This is a genomic window from Robertmurraya sp. (genome assembly GCF_036676585.1).
In the GTDB taxonomy this organism is placed as follows: Bacteria; Bacillota; Bacilli; order Bacillales; family Cytobacillaceae; genus Robertmurraya_A.
Genome location: NZ_JAKFCQ010000035.1, coordinates 1 through 21,299 on the forward strand (window position 1 = coordinate 1; position 21,299 = coordinate 21,299).

The 21,299-nt window shown below is 39.7% G+C and carries 23 protein-coding genes and 2 riboswitches; all 23 genes read right to left on the reverse strand.

What is annotated here, in order from left to right; all coding sequences use genetic code 11:
- A partial coding sequence (locus tag ACGLXV_RS04025) for an SAM-dependent methyltransferase (protein ID WP_391557631.1) occupies positions 1 to 86 on the reverse strand: 86 nt, incomplete at its 3' end.
- Positions 83 to 784: a precorrin-2 C(20)-methyltransferase gene (gene cobI / locus ACGLXV_RS04030; RefSeq protein ID WP_391557605.1), complete on the reverse strand. Its 702-nt coding sequence runs from the start codon at positions 782 to 784 to the stop codon at positions 83 to 85. The genes ACGLXV_RS04025 and cobI, both read right to left, overlap by 4 nt.
- Positions 778 to 1,989, reverse strand: a complete 1,212-nt coding sequence (gene cbiE, locus ACGLXV_RS04035) for a precorrin-6y C5,15-methyltransferase (decarboxylating) subunit CbiE (RefSeq protein WP_391557606.1) — start codon at positions 1,987 to 1,989, stop codon at positions 778 to 780. The genes cobI and cbiE overlap by 7 nt, the downstream gene beginning before the upstream one ends.
- Positions 1,986 to 3,086, reverse strand: coding sequence for a cobalt-precorrin-5B (C(1))-methyltransferase (locus tag ACGLXV_RS04040; protein WP_391557607.1), 1,101 nt, complete (start codon positions 3,084 to 3,086; stop codon positions 1,986 to 1,988). The genes cbiE and ACGLXV_RS04040 overlap by 4 nt, the downstream gene beginning before the upstream one ends.
- A 4-nt stretch (positions 3,087 to 3,090) precedes the next feature.
- The gene (locus ACGLXV_RS04045) at positions 3,091 to 3,738 is read right to left on the reverse strand and encodes a precorrin-8X methylmutase (RefSeq protein ID WP_391557608.1); all 648 of its coding nucleotides are present in this window, start codon (positions 3,736 to 3,738) and stop codon (positions 3,091 to 3,093) included.
- Positions 3,728 to 4,504: a precorrin-6A reductase gene (gene cobK / locus ACGLXV_RS04050; protein WP_391557609.1), complete on the reverse strand. Its 777-nt coding sequence runs from the start codon at positions 4,502 to 4,504 to the stop codon at positions 3,728 to 3,730. Before cobK ends, ACGLXV_RS04045 begins: the two co-directional genes overlap by 11 nt.
- Complete coding sequence (locus ACGLXV_RS04055; protein ID WP_391557610.1) at positions 4,501 to 5,433, reverse strand: sirohydrochlorin chelatase; 933 nt, start codon at positions 5,431 to 5,433, stop codon at positions 4,501 to 4,503. Before ACGLXV_RS04055 ends, cobK begins: the two co-directional genes overlap by 4 nt.
- Before the next feature lie 154 nt (positions 5,434 to 5,587).
- Complete coding sequence (gene cobJ, locus ACGLXV_RS04060; RefSeq protein WP_391557611.1) at positions 5,588 to 7,165, reverse strand: precorrin-3B C(17)-methyltransferase; 1,578 nt, start codon at positions 7,163 to 7,165, stop codon at positions 5,588 to 5,590.
- Positions 7,166 to 7,879 carry a HoxN/HupN/NixA family nickel/cobalt transporter gene (locus ACGLXV_RS04065; protein WP_391557612.1) on the reverse strand — a complete coding sequence of 238 codons (714 nt, stop codon included), beginning with the start codon at positions 7,877 to 7,879 and terminating at the stop codon, positions 7,166 to 7,168.
- A 3-nt stretch (positions 7,880 to 7,882) separates the two neighbouring features.
- Positions 7,883 to 8,266, reverse strand: a complete 384-nt coding sequence (locus ACGLXV_RS04070; protein ID WP_391557613.1) for a (2Fe-2S) ferredoxin domain-containing protein — start codon at positions 8,264 to 8,266, stop codon at positions 7,883 to 7,885.
- A gap of 112 nt (positions 8,267 to 8,378) precedes the next feature.
- Positions 8,379 to 8,566, reverse strand: a riboswitch (cobalamin riboswitch).
- A gap of 136 nt (positions 8,567 to 8,702) precedes the next feature.
- Positions 8,703 to 8,895, reverse strand: a riboswitch (cobalamin riboswitch).
- Positions 8,896 to 9,111: 216 nt separating this feature from the next.
- Positions 9,112 to 10,344, reverse strand: coding sequence for a multidrug effflux MFS transporter (locus ACGLXV_RS04075; protein WP_391557614.1), 1,233 nt, complete (start codon positions 10,342 to 10,344; stop codon positions 9,112 to 9,114).
- Between the two features lie 283 nt (positions 10,345 to 10,627).
- Positions 10,628 to 10,981, reverse strand: a complete 354-nt coding sequence (locus tag ACGLXV_RS04080) for a putative zinc-binding protein (RefSeq protein ID WP_391557615.1) — start codon at positions 10,979 to 10,981, stop codon at positions 10,628 to 10,630.
- Positions 10,982 to 11,392: 411 nt separating this feature from the next.
- On the reverse strand, positions 11,393 to 12,232 hold the full coding sequence (locus ACGLXV_RS04085) for a class II fructose-bisphosphate aldolase (RefSeq protein WP_391557616.1): 840 nt from the start codon (positions 12,230 to 12,232) through the stop codon (positions 11,393 to 11,395).
- 13 nt (positions 12,233 to 12,245) lie between these two features.
- Entirely contained in the window at positions 12,246 to 12,629 is a 384-nt protein-coding gene (locus tag ACGLXV_RS04090; protein ID WP_391557617.1) for a hypothetical protein, read from the reverse strand.
- A 14-nt stretch (positions 12,630 to 12,643) separates the two neighbouring features.
- Positions 12,644 to 13,927, reverse strand: a complete 1,284-nt coding sequence (locus tag ACGLXV_RS04095) for a PTS sugar transporter subunit IIC (protein ID WP_119708361.1) — start codon at positions 13,925 to 13,927, stop codon at positions 12,644 to 12,646.
- Positions 13,928 to 13,942: 15 nt separating this feature from the next.
- On the reverse strand, positions 13,943 to 14,233 hold the full coding sequence (locus ACGLXV_RS04100) for a PTS sugar transporter subunit IIB (protein ID WP_119708360.1): 291 nt from the start codon (positions 14,231 to 14,233) through the stop codon (positions 13,943 to 13,945).
- A 14-nt stretch (positions 14,234 to 14,247) separates the two neighbouring features.
- Complete coding sequence (locus ACGLXV_RS04105) at positions 14,248 to 15,243, reverse strand: 6-phosphofructokinase (protein WP_391557618.1); 996 nt, start codon at positions 15,241 to 15,243, stop codon at positions 14,248 to 14,250.
- Complete coding sequence (locus ACGLXV_RS04110) at positions 15,240 to 15,683, reverse strand: PTS sugar transporter subunit IIA (protein WP_391557619.1); 444 nt, start codon at positions 15,681 to 15,683, stop codon at positions 15,240 to 15,242. Before ACGLXV_RS04110 ends, ACGLXV_RS04105 begins: the two co-directional genes overlap by 4 nt.
- A 1-nt stretch (position 15,684) precedes the next feature.
- Entirely contained in the window at positions 15,685 to 17,634 is a 1,950-nt protein-coding gene (locus ACGLXV_RS04115; RefSeq protein ID WP_391557620.1) for a BglG family transcription antiterminator, read from the reverse strand.
- 414 nt (positions 17,635 to 18,048) lie between these two features.
- Positions 18,049 to 18,777: a twin-arginine translocase subunit TatC gene (gene tatC, locus ACGLXV_RS04120; protein ID WP_391557621.1), complete on the reverse strand. Its 729-nt coding sequence runs from the start codon at positions 18,775 to 18,777 to the stop codon at positions 18,049 to 18,051.
- Between the two features lie 63 nt (positions 18,778 to 18,840).
- Entirely contained in the window at positions 18,841 to 19,029 is a 189-nt protein-coding gene (locus tag ACGLXV_RS04125) for a twin-arginine translocase TatA/TatE family subunit (protein ID WP_119708355.1), read from the reverse strand.
- 17 nt (positions 19,030 to 19,046) lie between these two features.
- Positions 19,047 to 19,577: a Rid family hydrolase gene (locus ACGLXV_RS04130; protein ID WP_391557622.1), complete on the reverse strand. Its 531-nt coding sequence runs from the start codon at positions 19,575 to 19,577 to the stop codon at positions 19,047 to 19,049.
- 25 nt (positions 19,578 to 19,602) lie between these two features.
- On the reverse strand, positions 19,603 to 21,225 hold the full coding sequence (locus tag ACGLXV_RS04135) for a flavin monoamine oxidase family protein (RefSeq protein WP_391557623.1): 1,623 nt from the start codon (positions 21,223 to 21,225) through the stop codon (positions 19,603 to 19,605).
- Between the last annotated feature and the right edge of the window lie 74 nt (positions 21,226 to 21,299).

Below are 21,299 nucleotides of genomic sequence, written 5' to 3' on the forward strand. Positions count from 1 at the left end.
ACATCGGCTTCTTGTAAAAGCTTTAACCCCTTTACCGTAATTAGGTCAGGATCTCCTGGTCCGGCACCTATGATGTATAGCTTCATTTTCTCACCACCATTAATGTTAAGTATTCAAGCTCAGCACCATCGAGCTCGGCTGCATTCCAAATGATTTCCTCATCAGACGTTACCTTTGTAACAACGGATGCTTTATGTAATAAATCCAAATCGCGAAGAACGTGGAGCATGACATCAATGACCTTTGCGACTTTGATAAAAATGACACAATCATTTTCTTGAATCACTTTTTTCATGGTTTCATAGTCATCTCTTGCTGGAACAATGGCAATATGATCGTCCCCATCTGCTAGGGCAATTCCTAGTCGGGATGCGGCACCGTTAAAGGATGAAATACCAGGCACGATTTCGATCGGTACTTCAGGGTGTCGCTCCCGCATGAGGCGCATCATATGGATAAATGTACTATATAAAAGGGGATCCCCTTCTGTTACGAAGGCAACATCCTTTCCTTCCTGAACCTTTTCCCATACTAGTTCTACGGTTTCCGACCACTTTCTATCTAAAATATCCGGGTCCTTTGTCATTGGAAATACGAGGCCGAGCATTTCTTTTTCCTCTGGTTGAAAATAGACATCGATAATCTTATGAGCGTAGCTTTTGCTGCCTCTTTGTTTTTTCGGGTAAGCAATAACTGGAGACTCCTTTAATCGACGAAAGGCTTTCACCGTAATTAGTTCGGGATCTCCTGGTCCAACTCCTAATCCATATAATGTTCCTAACATGTTTGTTCTTCCTCTCTTTTGGCAGTAATGATATAAATGGGGTTTAACGCATCGAAGCGAGTTAGATTTAAAATAGGCTTACTTCTTGAAATTTGTGCTAGTGTGACTTCTGTAGTGAAGCCATTCTTTTTAAAAGAGGCCATGGCTTCGGCTAAGTTTTCGATTGTAACAGCGTTTAATACAATGTGACCATTTTGATTCAGCCTATGACAGCAAATTCTCAGGATATCCTTCATCCCACCTGCTGTTCCGCCTATAAATACGGCATCTGGTGAAGGGAAATGTTCCAATTGATCCGGGGCTTTTCCATGTACAACCGTCGCATCAACACGAAATTTCGATAGATTTTGTTTGCAGTTTTCTAAGTCCTCCTCGTTTTTTTCAATGGCAAAAATTTGACCTTCACGAGCGATTCTTCCTGCTTCAATCGCTACTGATCCGGTACAGGTCCCAATGTCCCAAACAACACTATCTATTTTTAGTTGCAGGGCACTAACGCTTAACACTCGGACTTCTTTTTTTGTAATTAGCCCTTTATCTGGCTTTCTTTGGAAAAATTCATGATCTTCAATTCCAATCGGCCAAGAAGGAGCTGGATTTACTTTTTTCAAAATCACGACATTTAGTGGAGAAAAATCGATGGTTCGCATATCCTGGAGCTGATACCAGCCGACTCTTTCATGTTCCCCACCTAAATTTTCGCCGACAAATACCTCGTATTCGTCCATTCCAAAAGACAGGAGATATTCGGCTATTTTATTTGGGGAATTTTCGGCATCCGTTAGAATCGCTACCTTAGACTTTCCATCAATCCGTTGTGCCAAGCCTTTCATCGGTCTCCCATGTACACTCTCCACATGGGCATCCTGCCAACGTTCTCCCATTTTTGCGAAGGCTATTTGAATCGAGCTCAAGTAAGGGTAAATTTCTAAATCGAGCTTACTAGAAAGATAGCTTCCAATACCAAAAAACAGGGGATCTCCAGATGCTAAAATAACTACCTTCTTTTTTTCAGTCTGTAATCTTTCTACTAAGCGTGGAAGTCCGCCTTCGATGGGAAGTGTTTCACCTTGGTAGTCGGGAAAATAGGCTAACTGTCGATGTCCCCCTACTAATAGCTCACTTTCATAAATCCAGCCTTCATATATAGGAAGAAGACTTTTCTTCCCATCATCGCCAATTCCAATCATTTTAATAGATTTCATCCCTGTCGCATCGCCTTTCCTAATAATTCTCCTTTTAATGTGTAAATGGTCGTATCTACCTCCAAACCACCACTCACTTCCTTTAATGCTTCTTCACAGCAAGACCCACATAGTAAGTCGAAAAATTGATGATAGCCAGACTCCGACATCATATCCCCTACCTGTGATGCTGTATTGGCACCCTTGATTTCATTCACAAGTTCTTCGTGTGCCCCAGCTTGCTCCGCCACGTTAGCCAGAAACCCAAAATCGATGGGAGCACTTTTGGAGTGAACCATCATGACTCCTTGCGCCACCTTTGAAAACTTGCCCATCATACCAACCATCGAAACCTTTTTCGCTCCCTGCTTTTTACATTGTTTTAAGGAAAATCCGACAAAGTCCCCCATTTCAACGAATGCTTCTTCCGGTAACTCGGGATACTGCTTCATCGCATATTTTTCACTCCGACCCCCAGTAGTGATGACAATTTGTTCGCAACCACTTGCGCGTGCCACACTAATCGCTTGGACGATACTCGCTTTATAGGCAGATGTAGAAAAGGGAACGACAATTCCTCTCGTTCCTAAAATCGAAATCCCGCCAAGAATACCCAAACGGCCATTTAAGGTTTTTTTTGCAATTTCTTCCCCCACTGGGACACTAATCACAATTTTGATTCCTTTTTCCACTCCATAAGCCTGTAACACTTCTTCCGCCACACCGAGGATCATTTTTCGAGGGACAGGATTAATGGCTGCTTCACCAACCGGAACAGGTAGACCAGGTTTCGTCACCCTTCCGACTCCAATGCCCCCATCAAGTACGATTCCCGGTTCATTTGACCAAGTAATGGTAGAGATAATTTGTGCTTCATGGGTGGCATCCGGATCGTCACCGCCATCCTTGATGACAGTGGCTACAGCTATGGTAGGAGATGCCTGACAGCTCTCAATGGCGAAGGTCACAAAGCGACCAACGGGGAGAAAAATGGTTGAATCTGTTTGTTCCTCTCCGGTAATTAATGCGATAAGAGCCGCTTTTGTTGCGGCTGTGGCACAAGCTCCCGTTGTATAGCCTTCCCTTAGCTTTTTCTCCTCTTTCGCTTGCTCGGCCATCGTTTTATACCTGTTCGGCTAAAATAGAAATGGCATTTAAGGCAGCAACCGTTACTGTACTACCGCCTTTTCTTCCGATATTTGTTATAAATGGGACATCAAGCTTCGCAAGCTCTTCTTTTGATTCAGCAGCTGATACGAATCCAACAGGTAATCCAATGATCAGGCCAGGCTTCGCATCTTCCTCTTTAATAAGGCGAATCAGTTCTAACAAAGCGGTTGGCGCATTTCCGATGGCAAAAATCCCACCTTCAGCTTCTTTAATTGCTTTTCTCGTGGCAATAATCGCTCTAGTTGTGTTTAAGCGTTTGGCTTCCTTCATGACGTCTGGGTCAGAAATGTATACATTTACTTCTCCACCGAATTTTTCAATTCTTGTTTTGTTTACACCTGATTGCACCATTTGAACGTCAGCCACAACTTTTTTTCCACTGCGAATGGCTTGAATGCCTGCCTCCATGGCTTTTGGATGAAATAAGAGACTTTTTCCAAGTTCAAAATCGGCTGAAGCGTGAATAACTCGTTGGACAACGCGGTATTGTTCTGGAGTGTAATTATGCTCTCCTACTTCATCATCAATCATTTGAAAGCTAATGCCCTCAATTTCCTCTGGTTGAACGGTTAATGGTTTAAACTCTGTTTTAAAGTCCATGTGATCGGGCTCCTTTTTTTAATAATTTTATAATTGGTGAGAACTCTGAAAAGCTTACACCGTAGTCCATTTTAGGTCTGGCGATCATAATAATTTCGATACCTAACTCCTTCGCTGCCTCTACTTTTTCATCAACCGAACCCACCTTGCCACTTTCTTTTGTGATCATGAGGGTGACTCCATATTGCTTATAAAGCGCTTGGTCAAATTCTTTAGAGAAAGGTCCTTGGATGGCGATAATGTTTTTTTGTGGAAACCCAAGCTGCTCGCATTTCTCCATATTATCTAAACGAGGGAGCATTCGGGCTAAAAGACGGATATCCGGTTTATCCAGTAATTCCTCTGTAAAGACTTGCAGGGTCTTGCTCCCGGTCGTTAACATGACAACGCCTTTCTTGGTCGCAGCTATTTTCGCTGCTTCCTTGTAGCTTGAAACAACGGTTAATTTTTCGTAATCAAACGATTGTGACTCTCGTTCATAACGAATATAAGGAAGTCCTAGTTGTTTAGCCGCTTCCATGGCATTTTTGGAAGCTTCCTCAGCAAATGGATGGCTGGCATCGACTACTACGTTAGCTTCGTTTGTTTGAATAAGGTGGATCATTTCATCAGCTGGTAGTCGACCCACATGTACGGGGATGCCCGCCTTAGTCATCTCCGTTGCAGCATTTTCTGTTACAACTGTGGTAAGGAGTTGAAGGCCTTCATTTTTAATATCAAGTGCAAGAGCTCTAGCATCACTTGTTCCTGCTAACATGAAAATCACTTGGTATTCCCTGCCTTTACCTCATCGTGATGGTGGTGATGATGCTCATGGTCATGATGGTGATGATGATGGTCATGGTGATGACCGTGTTCATGGTCGTGATCGTGATGGTGATGATGACCGATAAACTCCATCGCATTTACACGATATTGGCAAGTATCACAGTTCATTTTTACCTCGCTTTTAAGTGCTTCTTCCGCTCGGTCAATTAAAATCGTCTGTAAATTAGGGTGGAATCCAAAATATCCAGCTAGTTGGAATTCAATGTCTGGGTAACTTTGTTGAAACTCACTAACTAGCTCTTCTAGTCGTTTAATTAAGATTCCCGTGAAAAGAAAATAAGGTAAAATCACTACTCTCTTTGCGCCAAGCTTGATACATCGTTCAATACCTGCGTTCACTAGAGGATCAGTAACCCCCATAAAAGCAGGTTCAACGATTGAATACTGGGTTTTCTCCCATAGCAATCTCCCAATCTTGTATAAATCACTATTCGCATCCGGATCGCTTCCACCTCGACCTAGTAGGAGGATGGCTGTATCGTCAGAAGGCGAGTCGAGATTTTCTCCTGCCTCTGTTAATCTTGTTTGTAAAATGTTTAGAGCCTCTTCGTGAATCCCGATCGGTCTCCCGTATGTAAACGAAACATGAGGATATTTCTCCTTTGCTTCGTCAATCGCACCAGGGATGTGAATTTTGGAATGCCCCGCTTGAAGGAGCATAATCGGGATCACCGCGATATCCGTAGCACCTTTTTCTACACATAAGTCGATCCCCTGTCCAACGGTTGGTCTCTCGAACTCTAGAAAACATGTTTCAACTAATATGGACTCATCAACACTTGGTCTTAAGTTCTGAATAAATTCTCGGATTTGATCATTGCCTTCGTGGTCTCTGCTTCCATGTCCAACGAAAAGAATAGCCTTCATGTTATTCCTCCTTAAATGGGTTTGTGTTTTGCTTTTTATGGCTGGCTTTTGTGATTAAATGGTTTCGTAATTTGATGAAGGACGTTATCTCAAAAAAAATCGCTCCATAACGTTCTACATCTGTAAATAAAGAGAAACTCTGTATGCACTCTCCCTAATCCCCACAAGGTGCAAGCTCTATTTTTAGCGAAGGTGACACATCCTGAAATTCAAATCCGCACACCTTTTTCACTCGCTTAAAGAATTTATGGAAACGCTCATTCGGATGGCCTTTTTCCTTGTATTCCTGAACGATTCTCTCCACAAGTTCGACGATTTCATCTGGGGAAATCCCCTCTGCGACAATTTGTCCAGAGTGAGCGTTTCTTCCAATCGTTTTTCCACCCAAAAATAGATCAAAGGCTCCTTTTCGAAAGACGATTCCGATATCTTCGCGAACGGCACCAAAACACGCCATTCCGCATCCGTTAAAGCCTATTTTCATTTCCTTAGGCAGATCCATTCCACCAAGTCTTGCTTGTAACGCCTCTGCATAAGGAATGCTATCCTTCTTTTCTCCTTCACAAAAATCGCAGGCCTTCAGTGTCAATACCTCGCCAACAGGGGCAAGAAGAAAACCTACCTCTTCAAGCTCACTTACAACAAGATCTGGGTTAGAGGTTGGAACTTGAAGCTTAATATGATGGTCCTGGGTATACTCCATGCTTCCTTCATCACCAACAATCTCAGCTAGTGTGATCATTTGCTTCGGGGTAAATTTTTTGTTCGCAACACCTGGACTAACCGATACTTCAAAGATTGATTGAATGGGTTGTTGGATGTACTCTTTTGGTTGATTGCTTTCTCCTAAAATTAGCTGTAATGCTTCATCCGCGATTTCTCTAGAGGAAGTACCTACCACCACCTGCTCTAACGCCCATGGCTCTGCTTCCTTTTTCAATCGTTGATGGGGTTTCAATGGTTGTTCCTTTTGCCTCAACGTATACTTTCGCTGGTAACCTCTTGGCGTAATCATCAAGTCGTCGTAAAAGAACGTTGACGAGTTTCCAATCAGCACAGTAGTTAACATGCCAATTTCGTGATTCATCATGTCTTCTAATGTGGTGCGCGTAATGCTTTGACGATCACGATAGGCACTTTTTACAAGTCCAACCGGTGTCTCCGGCGATCGGTATTTTAATAGTATCCGCTGTGCCTCGACAATTTGTCGGGTTCTTCTTCCGCTCATTGGGTTATACAAGGCAATCACAAAATCTGCTTGTGCAGCTGCTTCAATTCGTTGTTCAATCAACCTCCAAGGAGTCAGATGGTCACTTAGGCTGATCGTGCAGGCATCATGCATGACAGGGGCTCCCAATAGGGATGCACATGAATTGATGGCTGAGATTCCTGGAATTACTTCAACCTCAACACCCGTGTCTTGCTTCCAGCCTTTTTCAACCAACACTTCGTACACAAGACCTGCCATTCCATAAACACCTGCATCTCCACTAGAGATCACTGCCACTTTTTTTCCGAGCTCGGCCTGCCTCACTGCCTCTTGAGCTCGAGTTACTTCTTCTGTCATCCCTGTGCTAATGATTTCTTGTCCGTCGAGTAGTCTTTCAATCAGTTCCACATACGTTTTGTATCCGATGATCATATCGCTTTCTTGAAGCGCTTTTTTTGCTCGGTCCGTAATATGCTCCTCACTTCCGGGACCAAAACCAATGACTAACAGCTTTCCTTTCAATTACGCTCCTCCTTTCAATAGTTCCGCCATCATAAAAATTCCTAGAACTAAGCTATAGGCTCCTGTTATCGTTCCTAATAGTAAAAACAGCTTGTCTTTCACTCTAGCTTTCATAAATCCCCATGAAAGACAAAACGTAATTCCGATCGTTGCTATGAGTAACCCAAAAACAAATAGAGTCAGTTGAATAAGGGCAACGGTTATATTATCAAGCCCCGTCGCATTAGAAATTATCGCGATCTGAGTCGGACTTTCCACACCAATGCCGTGAAGAATGCCAATAATAAACGCTCCAACGGCACCGAGTTTCGTAGGTGAAAGTTGATTGGTTTTTGTTCCTGATTTCACCTTATTAGCGATGTTATGAAAAAACTCAACAACAATTCTTAGTCGGCTTTTATACTCGTAATCTTTCTTTTGTTGAAAAATCGACCAAATAATAAACATTCCGAGCAAAATAAGGGTGAAGCTAACGAGCATTTCTAGTACTTGCTTCGTTGCATCTGGAAGTTGTAGACCAATATAAATAAATAACACTCCAATAACCATCACAATCATGCCGTGGCCAATGGCATACATCACACCAAGAGTAAGCTGTTTCTTCTTACGCTGCTCACTGCCAACCATGTCGGCAATCGCTGCTACATGATCTCCGTCGATTCCATGCCTCATGCCAATAAACACAGCAAGCAGTGCAAACATGATAAATTCCATAGGTCATACCTCTTCTTTCACTTTTTTCGAAATTCCCTCAATACTATCTGAGTTTTCAGGTGCTACGAAGCCTTCCTGGTCGTATGTATAAATAACAGATTCTTCTAGTATCTTTCCTTGTGCGAGATGACTCCGTACGATTTCTCGTCCCATGTCCTCTGTAAGTGCCTTATACCAGATGCCTTCTGGATAAACGATGGTGACACAAGCATCCTTGCATCTTCCATTGCATCTCGTTCTTGTTGTATGAATCTTGTCGTCCAACTCCAACTGCTTAATTTCATCACGAATCGCTTGCGTTACTTCTTCTCCCCCTTTTCTCATGCAACTACTTCCATTACAAATCAAGATGTGATGCTTTGTCCCATTTAAATTCCATGTTGTCATGTTTTCCACTCCCTTACATTTTTTGTAATAAAAAAGCACCCCTACAAATAGAGGTGCATAAGAACATACGCAATGTACATCTTTCTACACATCTACCTATAGTCCCGTAGGTATGTGACACACTTTATAGGCAGGTCTCCTGGCTCTGGTTCCTTGCTTTTGTTACGTCTTCCCGATTTTACTCAGTGACCATTTGTAACAAAGCTCCCCAATACAGTGGCGGGTACCGCGACGGCTTTTCACCGTGCTTCCCTTTTAAGCAAAAGTTTTTTCTTTTGCACCTATCAAGTAAACTATGAAGTTATCAACCCAATGAAAGATTTCCATAAAAAAATCCGCTCACAGGAATGAACGGATGAAACGAAAGCATGAAAAGACAAACAGAAATACGGTCCCTTCTCACCATCGAAACACCTTCTCTATTCCCGGAGAAACTGAAACGTTTAAAAGTAAGACAGGTTTCCTGACTCGTGCTTCCTCCTACTCTAAGACCTTCCCATATCCATACGAATCACGTATGCACACAGTGGATTTCTTATTTCGTCCACACATACAGTTGCGGGTACAGCTCTGGATTTTCACCAGATTCCCTATTAAGCCATTTAGGCATCTTAACTTTCTGGAAAACTATTCAATTAAGCTAGATTCTATATTAGATGAATCTTTCTTATTTTTCAACTACTTATATAACGAACACGACAGATTTCCTACTGAAACGTAACTCACATGGCGAGCCAACCATTAGATATATTGATTAATTTAAATTCATACACATGCACTTCATTTGGTAAATTGAACGATACCTTAAAAGAAAAGACGCTACCCTTTTGGATAGCGTCTAGATATTATACTGAGATTTTTCCGGGTTCTTCGATAGCTGGTTTTTCAACGGAAGCCTTTCGTACGAAAAGAAAATACGATAGAAAAGCTAAAAAGCTAGCACCAAAGATAATGGATCCCATCGGTATGGCTGAATTCTCACCTGCAATCCCTACAAGTGGTGATGAAATAGAGCCGAGGATAAATGGTAACAATCCTAATAGAGCCGACGCGCTACCAGCAATATGCCCTTGTGACTCCATGGCAAGTGAAAACGATGTGGTTCCAATAATCCCGATTGATGCAACGAAGAAGAAGATAGGAATAACAACAGCAATTAATGGTGCCTTTAGTAATAACGCAACAAGAAGAATGGCACCTGAAACATTTGACATGGTCAGACCTATAACTAAAAAAGTCTTTTCAGATATCACGTCAACGAACTTCCCTACTGCCTGACTTCCAAGAATCAAACCAATTCCGTTTAATCCGAATAATAAACTAAATACTTGTGGCGAAACTCCATAAATATTTTGATACACAAATGGAGTACCAGAAACATAAGCAAAAATTCCAGCCACAATAAATCCTTGTGTAAAGGCATATCCCGTAAACTGACGATCTTTTAATAAAGTTCCAAAGTTACTAAAGGTTTGACCTATATTACTAGGAACACGCTTTTCCGTAGGTAGCGATTCTTCCAGCTTTGAAAATACCGTAAAAAATAAAACTAAACCCACAACACTTAAAACGACAAATACTCCCGTCCAATTCGTAAAGGCTAGAATCGCGCCGCCTGCAACAGGAGCGATAATTGGACCAAGATTACTTACTAATGTTAATAACGCAAAAAACTTCGTTAATTCTCTTCCACTAAACTTATCGCGAACGACCGCTCTCGAAATAACGATCCCGCCTGCTGCTGAAAATCCTTGCAAGAAACGAGCCGCAATAAAGAAATAAATATTCGGAGCAAATGCACAAATGGCAGAGGCAACTAAATACATAATAAGGAATATTAATAATGGTTTTTTCCGTCCCTGCACATCACTCATTGGACCGATAATCAATTGCCCCAGCCCTAAGCCTAACAAACAAGAAGTTAAACTAATTTGTACGAAGGATGCCGTTGTACCGAACTCTTCTACAATAGTCGGAAAAGAAGGCAAATACATATCGATGGTAAACGGACCTAAGATCGCCAGAGATCCTAGAAGCAATGCAAGCTGTAAACGCTTTGTACCTGTTAAATTGTTCAAGTTCCTCTCGCCTTTCTTTTTAAATATGAAGATTCATAATTTCCTAAGTTTGTAACTTTACCATTCTATAACATTGCATTACTAAAGTAAATTGTTTCGGTCGTTGAAATATATAATAATTTTGGGGTTTTATTTATTAAGATTTTGTATGCAGTTACAACGTAGTGATAGAAGGGATCGTTACTTTTTTTGTGGTGAGATCAAGTTTGGGTCTTCAGTGGAAGTGCTCGTTTATCAATCTAGAAAAAAAGGATATGTCCAAGGCGAACATACCCTTTATTGATTATATGAGCTCTACTATTCTCTCATAGGTCGTCATAAACACATCTAAGTCTGGGTCTTCCCCTTTTTTCTTTACCACATTAAAATTGGAAAGGTCAAAATGATGGGTTGGCTGAACACCGTGCCTTGCGAGGCAGTTTTTTGTACATGCCAACGGACAGCCATCAATGGCGATGATTTGCCTGCCCGATTTTGCCGTTTTTACGAGTGGTTTTACATCTCCCCCTACACCGGCAATGCATGACATTTCGGCAATGTCCTCCCGATCCATTTTGATTGCGATTAAGTTTGCGGTTTGTGCAGCTGAAGAACAGCCTGAGCATGAATATACCAATGGTAAATGCGTTCTTTTCATCAGAATTCCTCCTTTATATTTCCTTTTTTCAAACTGTTCTGATTTTTATTTACTGTAAAGGAAATGTTGGTTGGATTCTGTGAAAAATGTTACGTTTATCATGTTAATTTAATAGGGATGCGGATAATTTTGATATAAAAACTATGAATTTTTCTGTCAAAAGCTATTTGATAATTAAGTTTTGATAAGATATTTGCGATTCTATTGTTTATACTTGCGATTTTTGAGATTTATTTGCTATTCAAGAAATTTAATTGCTATTCAAGAAATTTATTTGTTATTCTAATAATATTTTTGCGATTCTCAAGTTTTTCTTGTGATTATTATGATTTATTTGCTATTTTACTCCATTACTTGCGTTCCTAACAAGAGAAAAAGATCAGCCCTATTATCTAGGACTGATCCCAACTATTATATTTGAAACAATGTCGATTTTTCCACTACAATTTCTTTAATCTTCTGATTGGCTGGCTTTAGCAAGGTGCGCAGCGAGGTTAATGGTGTGGCGGATGGGAAGGTTTTGTTTACTTCTTCAATATACGATTTATTCAGTTCAGTTCCCACATTCACTTTTTTCATTCCCTGAGACACGCATTTCCTCATATCTTCATCAGATACACCTGTTCCTCCATGTAGAACCATTCCAACGTTTTTCAAATTGGTGGATAGTTCTTTTAACAAATCAAAGTTAATTTTTGCTTTTGATTTATATTGTCCGTGAGTTGTACCAATGGCTACGGCTAGTGCATCTACTCCCGTTTCAGTTACGAATTTGTAAGCATCTTGTGGATCCGTGTACATCGCATCATGACTTGAGACAACGATTCCCTCTTCTGCCCCACCAATCGTTCCAACTTCCCCTTCAACGGAAACGTTTTTACTAGAAGCATAGTCAACGACAATTTGAGTATTCCTGATATTTTCTTCTAATGGTAAGCTTGAGCCATCATACATGACCGATGTGTAGCCCATGTCAATTGCACGTTTAATCGCACCTATATCCTTACAATGATCCATATGAAGACAAACATCAACGTCTAGCTTTTCAGATAACGTCCTTAAACTGGAGACTAGTAGGTCAAACCCAATATATTCAGCAGTACCTAGGGAAGTTTGAATAATAATTGGTGAATTCATTTGTTTTGCTCCTTCTAGCATTGCAGGTAACATCTCAAGACAGTGTACATTAAAGGCACCAATCGCTCGTTTTCCATCATTTTCTTCAAATAATTGTTTTAAGTTTTTAAGCATTAGTTTCTCCCCTTTAAAATCTTCCTCTTATAGTATCTTTCGTGAGTTGCATTAATTGGTCAGTTTTTCCTAAATAAAATTGAATTTTTGCATTGTCTTTTTCATCGACTGCTTCTTTTCGTTTGATATTATAAAGCTTAATCAAGTCGGTATAGGCTTTTCCAAGCGACCTGTTTTCTGAAATACTTGTTTCATAATAATCAATCGATTGGTCGATCAAGTTGGCATCGAAGGATAATGCTCCTAATTTATTTAGAATTTCAATACGTTTATCTCCTTCCACCTTTTTTAGATCTTCCGATGCTAATTCGATAGCCTTAAGTAACTTTTCTATATCGCGTTCAACGACCACTGTTGCCTCAGTTTTTGGTTCTTTTTTCCTTTTAAAAAATGCCATATATGATTACCTCACTAGTTAAATAGATTAATAATTGGACTGATCAGCCAATCAAACACAAGAGCAGCAGTTACAGTATCCACATCGGTTGCGGTTGCATTAACAAAACCAAGATCGTTGAAAATTGGAACGAGCAATGCAGGTAAAAGAGTGATAAAGAAACCATGAGCAATACCGCCGATTAACACCCCTCGTCTACCACCAACAGCGTTCATAAATACCCCTGCTGTTCCTCCAGCGAAGAAGTTTGTTAGCATCCCTGGTAAAATCATCGCTAATCCAAACCAAGGGAGAACAAACATGGCGATTACAGACCCGATCGTTGTGGTAACAAATCCTGCTGTTACTGCATTTGGAGCGTAAGGGAAGAGGACTGGACAGTCTAGAGCTGGTTTGGCATCAGGAACAATTTTTAACGCAATTCCTCTAAAGGCTGGAACAATTTCAGCTAAAAGTAGTCGAACCCCTGATAGTAACACATACACACCGACAACAAATTGAACGGATTGCAAGAAAGCGTATACAAGATAATTCACATCGCCTGAATAAGTTGCTCCGAACTCAGGACCAGCAAAGATTGCTGTAATTACATATAAAGGAATCATAACAACTGCTACGGATAAATACGTATCTTGTAAAAAGCTAAGTCCTTTCGGAAACTTAATATCCTCAGTAGACTTGGAACCTTTTCCTACTAGCTTTGATACGCCAGCAGCGAATACGTATCCAATTGTACAAAAATGACCTAACGCGATATCATCGGAACCTGTTATTTTTCTAACGATCGGTTGAGCGATTGCTGGCATCGCCACAGCAAAGATTCCACCAACAAGTCCTCCAACAAGGATTAAGGAAAGGCCCGATAATCCTGCGAAACTACCAAACACAGTGGTCATCGTTGCCATCCAAAGTACAGCCTGACCAGTTAAAAAGATGTACTTCCATTTTGTAAAGCGAGCAAGAATAATATTGAAAACGAAAATAGCTAAGAAGGTTAACGCAATTTGGTTGCCAAGGCCTAATTCATTCATGGCCTGACCATTGATAGCTTCAATCGAAGGTACGATACCCTGCATACCGAAGCCTTCAGAGAAGATTTCACCAAAGTAGATTAATGAGGTAACGATAATGGAAGAACCGGCGGAAAGAACTAAAAATCCAAGTAAGGTCTTAAAACTACCTGACATGACCTCTCCAAACGGTCTTTTTTGTAGCAGTAATCCTAGAAATGCAATTAGAGCAATTGTGATCGAAGCTTGAGTTAGTATACTTTCAATAATAAAATCAACGATGCCCATAAAAACTCCCCCTTTTTATAACTCTCCTTTAATTTGTAAAATTGGGACCAGTTTTTCCTTTATCTCATTTTTATCTACTAACCGATTGAGGAAAATGAAATCTACGGGTAAATTATATCGGCTAAATTGAGATTCAAAGTTTTTTCCGGAAATGATCACATCCACCTGGTGGCCTGCTGCCGATGAAATATCAGAATGATCCAAATGTGCTTTTACACCTAAGTCCTTTAATACGGATTCCACACTCATTTGACACGCAAAGCTACTTCCTAAACCAGCACCACAACAGACAAGTATTTTTAACATCGGTCTCCATCCTCCTAGGATTCAATAATTATTTTATGTTTTTTTGCTATTTCTACTAATCTAACGTCTAGTCTCTTTGGAGATTCCATCGCAATACTTAACTCTATTGGTTGGACAATCCCATTCTTTACTCCCATCATGACACCGGCTTTCCCTTCGATCACGCATTTGCTAGCTTCATATCCCATGGTGCTAGCAATCAGTGCATCCTTACTTGATGGTTTTCCGGCTCTGATATAAAAGCCCATGATCGATTTTCTCACTCGGATATTGGTTTCGGCCTCAATCGCCTCGGAAATTTGAAAGGATATTCCTTGATTACCTGGATGAAAGTTTTTTTCTTCATAGGCTGCTTCCGAGCATACGATCAGCAGGGATTTTTTCTCCTGCAGTTTCTCTTTTACACGCGAGACGATTACCGTCGGATCGGTACAAAACTCTGGAATAATCGCTAGGTCACATGCCCCTGCAATGGAACTTTCTAAGGCAAGGCTACCAGCATTACCTCCAATTACCTCTACCATGAAAATTCGGCCGGGCATATTCGAGGCGGTATCATGCAAACCGTATAGCACCTCGTTGATATAATTTAATGCGGTATCATAACCAATCGTATAATCGGTTCCGTTCACATCATTATCAACCGTCATTGGTATAAAAATCGTTTTTGTTCCTTCTAAATTCAGAAGATGCGCAGCCTTTTGTGAGCCATTTCCCCCACAAACGATCAAGTATTCGTAACCATCTTCTTTTAGCTTTTTGTGCAACTTTTCTCTTCCTTCTTTTGTGTATGGGAGCTTGCTTCTTGCGGTCTTGATTATATGTCTTCCGTCAAGCGAGGTATTTTCACAGTAACTGGCTGTTAGGTGAATGGGAGAATGGGTTAAGACACCATCGTAGCCGCCAGAAAAACCGTATAGGTCAAGTTCTTTGCATCTTGACAGCATTTCGAGGGCTGCATTGATTCCTGCTCCATCTCCCCCACTTGTGATGATCGCTACTTTTTTCATTGTGAACCCTCTCCAATTAGTTCATTTAATTGATCAACGTTATGAATACTCCAAATATCGTCAACCAGGCCCTTTTCGGCAATTTTCACAATCGTTTTGATTATCTCTAAATGTTCGTTACTATCCGTTGCAGAAAAGGAGATCATAACCTTAACGGGAGGCTCCTCCTGTTGAAATTGGATTGGGTGCTTTAACGTGATCAAGCTCATTCCTACTGATAGAGCTCCATTCTCTGGTCTTGTATGTGGAATCGCTATCCCAGGTGCAATCACAATGTAAGGACCATACTCGAGAACATTTTTTATCACTTCATCGGCATAAAGTTGATTGACGTATCCGTTATACTCCAGTATGGAAACTCCCACTCTAATCGCATCCTGCCAATCCACGGCTTCTACTTGGAATTGTACATTGTCCTTTGTAAAATAATGATTATCCATCTTACTTCTCCTTGTACTTTACTAAGTTTCGAATAAAGTCTTCATAGCTATATTCAGAGATCAATTTGGTCACTCCAAAATCCTCGATTAGAAAAAGATAGAGCTTTTTAAAAATCGTTTCCCACCATTTTTGTTTTTCTTTTGGGACACTGAGCAAGATTACTACCTGAACCTTTTCCTTATCCCAGACGATAGGTTTTTTTAATATACAAACAGCAATCGAAACTTCACTCATATGGTTTTCTAATGGATGAGGAATCGCAACTAAATGTCCGAGCTCAGTGGATGCCATCCTTTCTCTTTTAAATATAGATTCTAAGGTCCGGCCATCAATATAGCCTTTTTTCTTCATTAATTGCGTCATATAATGAAGTACGGCTTCTTTTGAATCCAAATCGATGTCTCTCTTAAAAAGGTCCTTTTTAAACACATCCTGGTAACTGATAAAAACCGGATTGTCTTCATCTTCCTTTATTTTTTGATAAATAACGGAAAGATCTTTATTTGTTAAAACTGGACTCACTACGATGATTTTTGTAGATAATATATGTGTAATTGGTACAGTAGAAACGACCCAATCTACCTTATCTAGCCTACTTTCGTTAAACTCTCTTAAACTAATACACTCAATAATACTAATTTGTTCTCCATAGACATTGGTGATTCTTTCTCGAATCAATGAGGCAGTTGCCAGCCCGGATCCACAGACAATCAGTATTCTTTTCATCGTTCGTTTGTTTAACCCCATCTTTTCGAGTGCCACTCCGAAATGGATAGCAAGATAACCGATTTCATTTTCATTAATAGTGAGATTTGTTAACTCTTTTATCTCATTACTTGCAATGACAGCTAATTCGAACGCAAGTGGGTAATTATTTTTAATAGTAGGTAATAATTCATTTCGAATACTCATATCGTATTCAATTCTCTTTAATGCCACATATAAATGAGTGATTAGACCCGGCATCAGGTCTTGCTCCACACTTAAATCAATGGAGGTTTTCCTCTTAACAGCAACCAATATCGTTCGTATCATTTTTTCTAATCTTTTATAGTCATCATCATTCATATCTTTATGACTGAGGCGACTACTTGCTATGAGATGCTGGGCAATATAGTAGATTTCTGGCTGGATATCAATCGATAATCCGAAAAAAATCTCTTTTATAATTTCTTCAGCAATGATAAATTCTTTTGAGCTTTGAATACATTTCTTTAATTTTGGTGGAAAGGTTAAATAACATTCATTCATATGTCTCTTGATTGTAATGCCCATATGAATAATGAACCGTTCTAATGACATATCTGTGAGCTTTAATTTATGCTTGTAAAGCACCTTTAAGGTAATTTCCTTTAATTGTTCAAGTTCCTGCTTTGGAAATAAATCGTTATAAACACTCATGCTATGCTGGTTAAACAAAAACTCTGATATACAAAAGCGAATTTTATTTTCTTCCCCGTGTAGTCTAATCCCATTGAATCGATCGGTAACCACCTTTAAATCAAACCTACTGACTTTTTCCTTTACCCCTGGAAAATAGCTCTTTAGAGTAGAGAGACTGATATAAAGTTCATTTGCAAGTTCTTCCTGAAACATACTCGTATCAGATAGTGTGTTAATCAGGAGCTTCCCAATAATCACATCCTCTAGATTTCTTTCTTCTAGGGCTTTCATGTTCCGATTGGAATGATGCTCATTCGGTCCATTTACTTGTACGTTTAACCGTCTAAACGCTTCATGATCTTGTAGCTCAAGCTCATAACCTAGTCCTTTTTTCGAGGTTATATTCGCTCCATGATTCAATAGGATTTTATTTAAACTTTTCACATCATTCCTTATCGTCCGGGAAGAAACACCTAACAAAACTGCTATGCTCTCCCCTGTTTGATACTCTTTTTTAGAAGAAAGTAATCTAAGAATTTCCATCTCTCGCTTATTTAACAGGTTCATGTATTCCCTTTCTCCTTTCTATCTACAGTATAAAAAGTTATTAAAAAGTTATTAAGTTGGCCTTTTTCCTCTGTTACGGAAAACGCTTACATCATTTTTAAAAATATAGCTGGTCTATGTATTCAGTTTATTGATCCTGATGCTTTGAATGGTTTTAGTAAGTGAATATAAATATTGATTATGTACCATTCGATATAAAATAGAAAAAGCCCTTTCTATATAAAAGAAAAGGCTTTTTTATTTAAAGCGAATACGCAGGAATTGGAGTCGGGCAGATTTCTCCAATCCGTTTTCATTTCCTCGATTTCTGTGATTATCCAGTCTAATAAATTTTTTAGTAGCTGTGCAAAGCACCTCTCAGCTACAATGATAATAAATACAATTGAGATGCCAGGCAAATACCAGGCATCTTTTTTAACTTGCCTCTTTAAAAAGGACTCTTTCATTTTTACGATACATATATTTTGATACACTTATTCCTAGCTCATATAGTGACACTAGTGGAATAAAAACGATTATCGTTGAAATAAAATCTGGTGGAGTAACCAATGTTGATAGGATCATTAAAATAAAGTAAGCTATTTTTCTTGTTTTCGCCAATATCATAGGATTTATAATACCTAGACGTGTTAGTAACATAATGAGAATTGGCATTTCAAACAAAAATCCGATAGGCAGCGTCAAGTTTAATAGAAACTTAAAGTATTTTTCAGCTGTGTACATCGTATGTAAATGATCACCTGCTAAATTGGTAAGAAACGTTAGAACGCTTGGGAATAAGATGTAATAGCCGAAACACAGTCCCATTACAAAGAAGATGATTAAAACGGGTAAGAAGAAATATAATGCTTTTTTTTCGGATGTTTGTAATCCAGGAGAAACAAATCTCCAACATTGATACACAGCAATGGGTGTTGTAAAAACAAGTGCGAAGGATCCTGCTAAAACAAAGTAAATCCACATTATATCACTAGGCCCTAAAACTGTAAGTGGTTGCTCAGCGGAGTGAACAATCCAATCATAGATACGATCCACAAAAATAAATCCAGAAAATAATAGGATCACAAAGGATACTAACACGTAGATGAGTCTTTTCCTAAATTCTTCTGCATGTTCTAACATAGGCATTTTATATTCTTCCATTCACTCTCACATCCCTTTTAAAGGTAAGAAGATGCAAACAAGTGTTTACATCTTCCCCTCTCATTAATTATTAAGTTCTTTTGCCTTTTGTTCTTCCGAATCTCCAGCTACTAATTCCCTTGTTGAATTTTTAAACTCAGTAAGTGTTCTACCGAATGCACGTCCAATTTCCGGTAGCTTTGAGGGACCGAAGATGACAAGTGCTATGACCAAAATCAAGATTAAACCTGGTACTCCAATATTTTGTAGCACATAAATTCCCCCTTTCTTTACTTGTAAGCGACAAACGCTTCAATTTCAATTAACCAATCAGAATTAACGAGACTGTCTACTCCTACGGTAGAACGTGCGGTTTTCACTGGATTGTCTTCTGTGTTAAAGAATTTTGCATAGGCATTGAAAAAACCTTGATAATCTTGGGTATTTCCTTTGTTTGGATCAGGTGTAATGTACACACGCAGGTAAGTAACATCTTTAAGTGAAAGCCCTTTGGCTTCTAATTGAGACTTAAGATTGTTAAAAATTCCAATCGCCTGTGTTTCTGTGTCACCGTATCTTTCATAAATTGTTGTACCGTTTCGGTTTAATACCGGAGGAACCGTGCCGCTAATCCAAAGCTGATTGTATTGACTAGGGATGGAAACAGAACTAGAAATAGATGAAGTAGGAGTTCCGAAGAATGCGACCTTATCGGTTTTTAAGTCTGCCTTTTCAGAGCCAGCAAAAGCATAAGCTCCTGCCATTAGGCTTGTTCCAAATACAATGGAAGCTACTACAGATTTAGATTTTGATAGTTTCATAAATTCATCTCCTTTTGTCTTTTTATTAACCAGCTTTTACTTTCGAATCGTTTTCTTGTAATGTTCTTTCATGAATTTGAGTAACAGCTACTCGTGCAGACTCAAAGGCTCCCGCCATCCAAGCTGTTAGATAGCTTAGATGTTCACCAGCTAAATAAATTCGTCCTTGTGGCTGATTTAGAATTGGATAGTAATTTTGACGATCTGATGCGGTGTAGGATACCCAACCTCCCTCATTGTATTTGATTTTATGCCATGCAACCGAGAACGAGTTCTCAAACTCACTCGTATACGACTTATGTATTTTTGCCCCCTGTGCTAAAGCATGCTTTTCACGTTGAGCAATGGTCATATTGCCTAAATCTAATGCTGCTTGTCCAAAATTATAGTAGCCAATCACCACACCTTTTTGTGACAAATATCCATATGACGGATACCAAATTTGGTTAATGTCCATATTGGTTGTCGTCATACCTCCCATAATTCGATCTTCTGTTTCCCAGAAACGATTCTTGAATTGAAATCCAATTTTACCTGTTGGTGCGTAACTAATGTTTTTCATGGCATTGATCATCTCAGAAGAAAAATCTGCTGGGATATTTTTCAGTACTGATAATGGGATTGTGCAAATACAATAATCTCCTGTCATTTCTTTTGTTTTCCCATTTACTTTGTACACTACCCGGGTTCCATCAGAGGTTTGTCTAATTTCCTGAACCTCAGCGCCAAATGTGATCTTTCCAGGTAATTTTGCTTCTAACGCTTTTGGGATACTATCCATTCCACCGACTGGTTGGAACACCATCATTTGCTGATCGAACGAGTATTCAGAACTAATATGATTCATCATCCCTGATTCTAGTATTTGGCTAAACTTATAAGGTGTGCCTACCGTTCCTGGTTTCAAACCAGCACCTGGTAATTCGGTGTACCCACGATAGCTAGTTCCGGTATATTTTCTACTAGAGTTTAAGGCTCCGTCACGGGTTAAGTAGGCAGTTAATCTTTCAATATCTTGAGACGTTAGATTTTCATCTAAGGCCGTTTGATTGGCAGCTTTGCTAAGGAGTTCAGCTACATAACCGCGAGTGTCAGCTTTAATCTCTCTCTTTCGAATTTTTGTATTTGAAAGTGGACCCACATTCTCTTGATAATAATAAGCGGCTTCATTCACATTCGTGAAAGCTTCCAATTCTACTCCGAGCTCACGACAATAATCGATGGTCACATGATGCTGAGGAATCCTGGCAGGTCCTGCATTCATGTATTGACCCTTATCAAATTTAGAAACTTGTTTAACTCCATTAATTTCAGTTTCTTCTGTTCCCCCACGGACCGTCCAGTTTCTGCCTCCCGTTCGGTCACGTGCTTCAAGGATATGGACATCGTAGCCTGCTTTACTTAATTCATAAGCTGATGCGAGTCCCGCAATCCCCGCTCCAAGAATCACGACTTTTTTCCCCATTTTGTTTGCCATAACGAGGTCGCTCTTTTTGGGAGCATTAAAAGATGCGGCATTCGCAAACATGGAGCTACCTAGTAAACCTAAGGAATCCATTGCACCATAGACAGCAACCGCTCCACCAACTTTACCTACTTGGTTTAAAAAATCTCTTCTAGTTACGACTTTGTCTAGCTTCTCTGTCAATTTCATCGACTCCTTTCAGGTTTTTACTACAGAGCCATTGTAAAACTAATAATTCAGAAAATAAAGACAACTTG

Bases quoted from the DNA above. Each gene is read 5' to 3' on its own strand.
- cobI (WP_391557605.1), bottom strand. From the start codon at position 784: ATGTTAGGAACATTATATGGATTAGGAGTTGGACCAGGAGATCCCGAA.
- cbiE (WP_391557606.1), bottom strand. From the start codon at position 1,989: ATGAAATCTATTAAAATGATTGGAATTGGCGATGATGGGAAGAAAAGT.
- ACGLXV_RS04040 (WP_391557607.1), bottom strand. From the start codon at position 3,086: ATGGCCGAGCAAGCGAAAGAGGAGAAAAAGCTAAGGGAAGGCTATACA.
- ACGLXV_RS04045 (WP_391557608.1), bottom strand. From the start codon at position 3,738: ATGGACTTTAAAACAGAGTTTAAACCATTAACCGTTCAACCAGAGGAA.
- ACGLXV_RS04055 (WP_391557610.1), bottom strand. From the start codon at position 5,433: ATGAAGGCTATTCTTTTCGTTGGACATGGAAGCAGAGACCACGAAGGC.
- ACGLXV_RS04065 (WP_391557612.1), bottom strand. From the start codon at position 7,879: ATGGAATTTATCATGTTTGCACTGCTTGCTGTGTTTATTGGCATGAGG.
- ACGLXV_RS04070 (WP_391557613.1), bottom strand. From the start codon at position 8,266: ATGACAACATGGAATTTAAATGGGACAAAGCATCACATCTTGATTTGT.
- ACGLXV_RS04080 (WP_391557615.1), bottom strand. From the start codon at position 10,981: ATGAAAAGAACGCATTTACCATTGGTATATTCATGCTCAGGCTGTTCT.
- ACGLXV_RS04085 (WP_391557616.1), bottom strand. From the start codon at position 12,232: ATGCTTAAAAACTTAAAACAATTATTTGAAGAAAATGATGGAAAACGA.
- ACGLXV_RS04090 (WP_391557617.1), bottom strand. From the start codon at position 12,629: ATGGCATTTTTTAAAAGGAAAAAAGAACCAAAAACTGAGGCAACAGTG.
- ACGLXV_RS04095 (WP_119708361.1), bottom strand. From the start codon at position 13,927: ATGGGCATCGTTGATTTTATTATTGAAAGTATACTAACTCAAGCTTCG.
- ACGLXV_RS04100 (WP_119708360.1), bottom strand. From the start codon at position 14,233: ATGTTAAAAATACTTGTCTGTTGTGGTGCTGGTTTAGGAAGTAGCTTT.
- ACGLXV_RS04105 (WP_391557618.1), bottom strand. From the start codon at position 15,243: ATGAAAAAAGTAGCGATCATCACAAGTGGGGGAGATGGAGCAGGAATC.
- ACGLXV_RS04110 (WP_391557619.1), bottom strand. From the start codon at position 15,683: ATGGATAATCATTATTTTACAAAGGACAATGTACAATTCCAAGTAGAA.
- ACGLXV_RS04115 (WP_391557620.1), bottom strand. From the start codon at position 17,634: ATGAACCTGTTAAATAAGCGAGAGATGGAAATTCTTAGATTACTTTCT.
- tatC (WP_391557621.1), bottom strand. From the start codon at position 18,777: ATGGAAGAATATAAAATGCCTATGTTAGAACATGCAGAAGAATTTAGG.
- ACGLXV_RS04130 (WP_391557622.1), bottom strand. From the start codon at position 19,577: ATGAAACTATCAAAATCTAAATCTGTAGTAGCTTCCATTGTATTTGGA.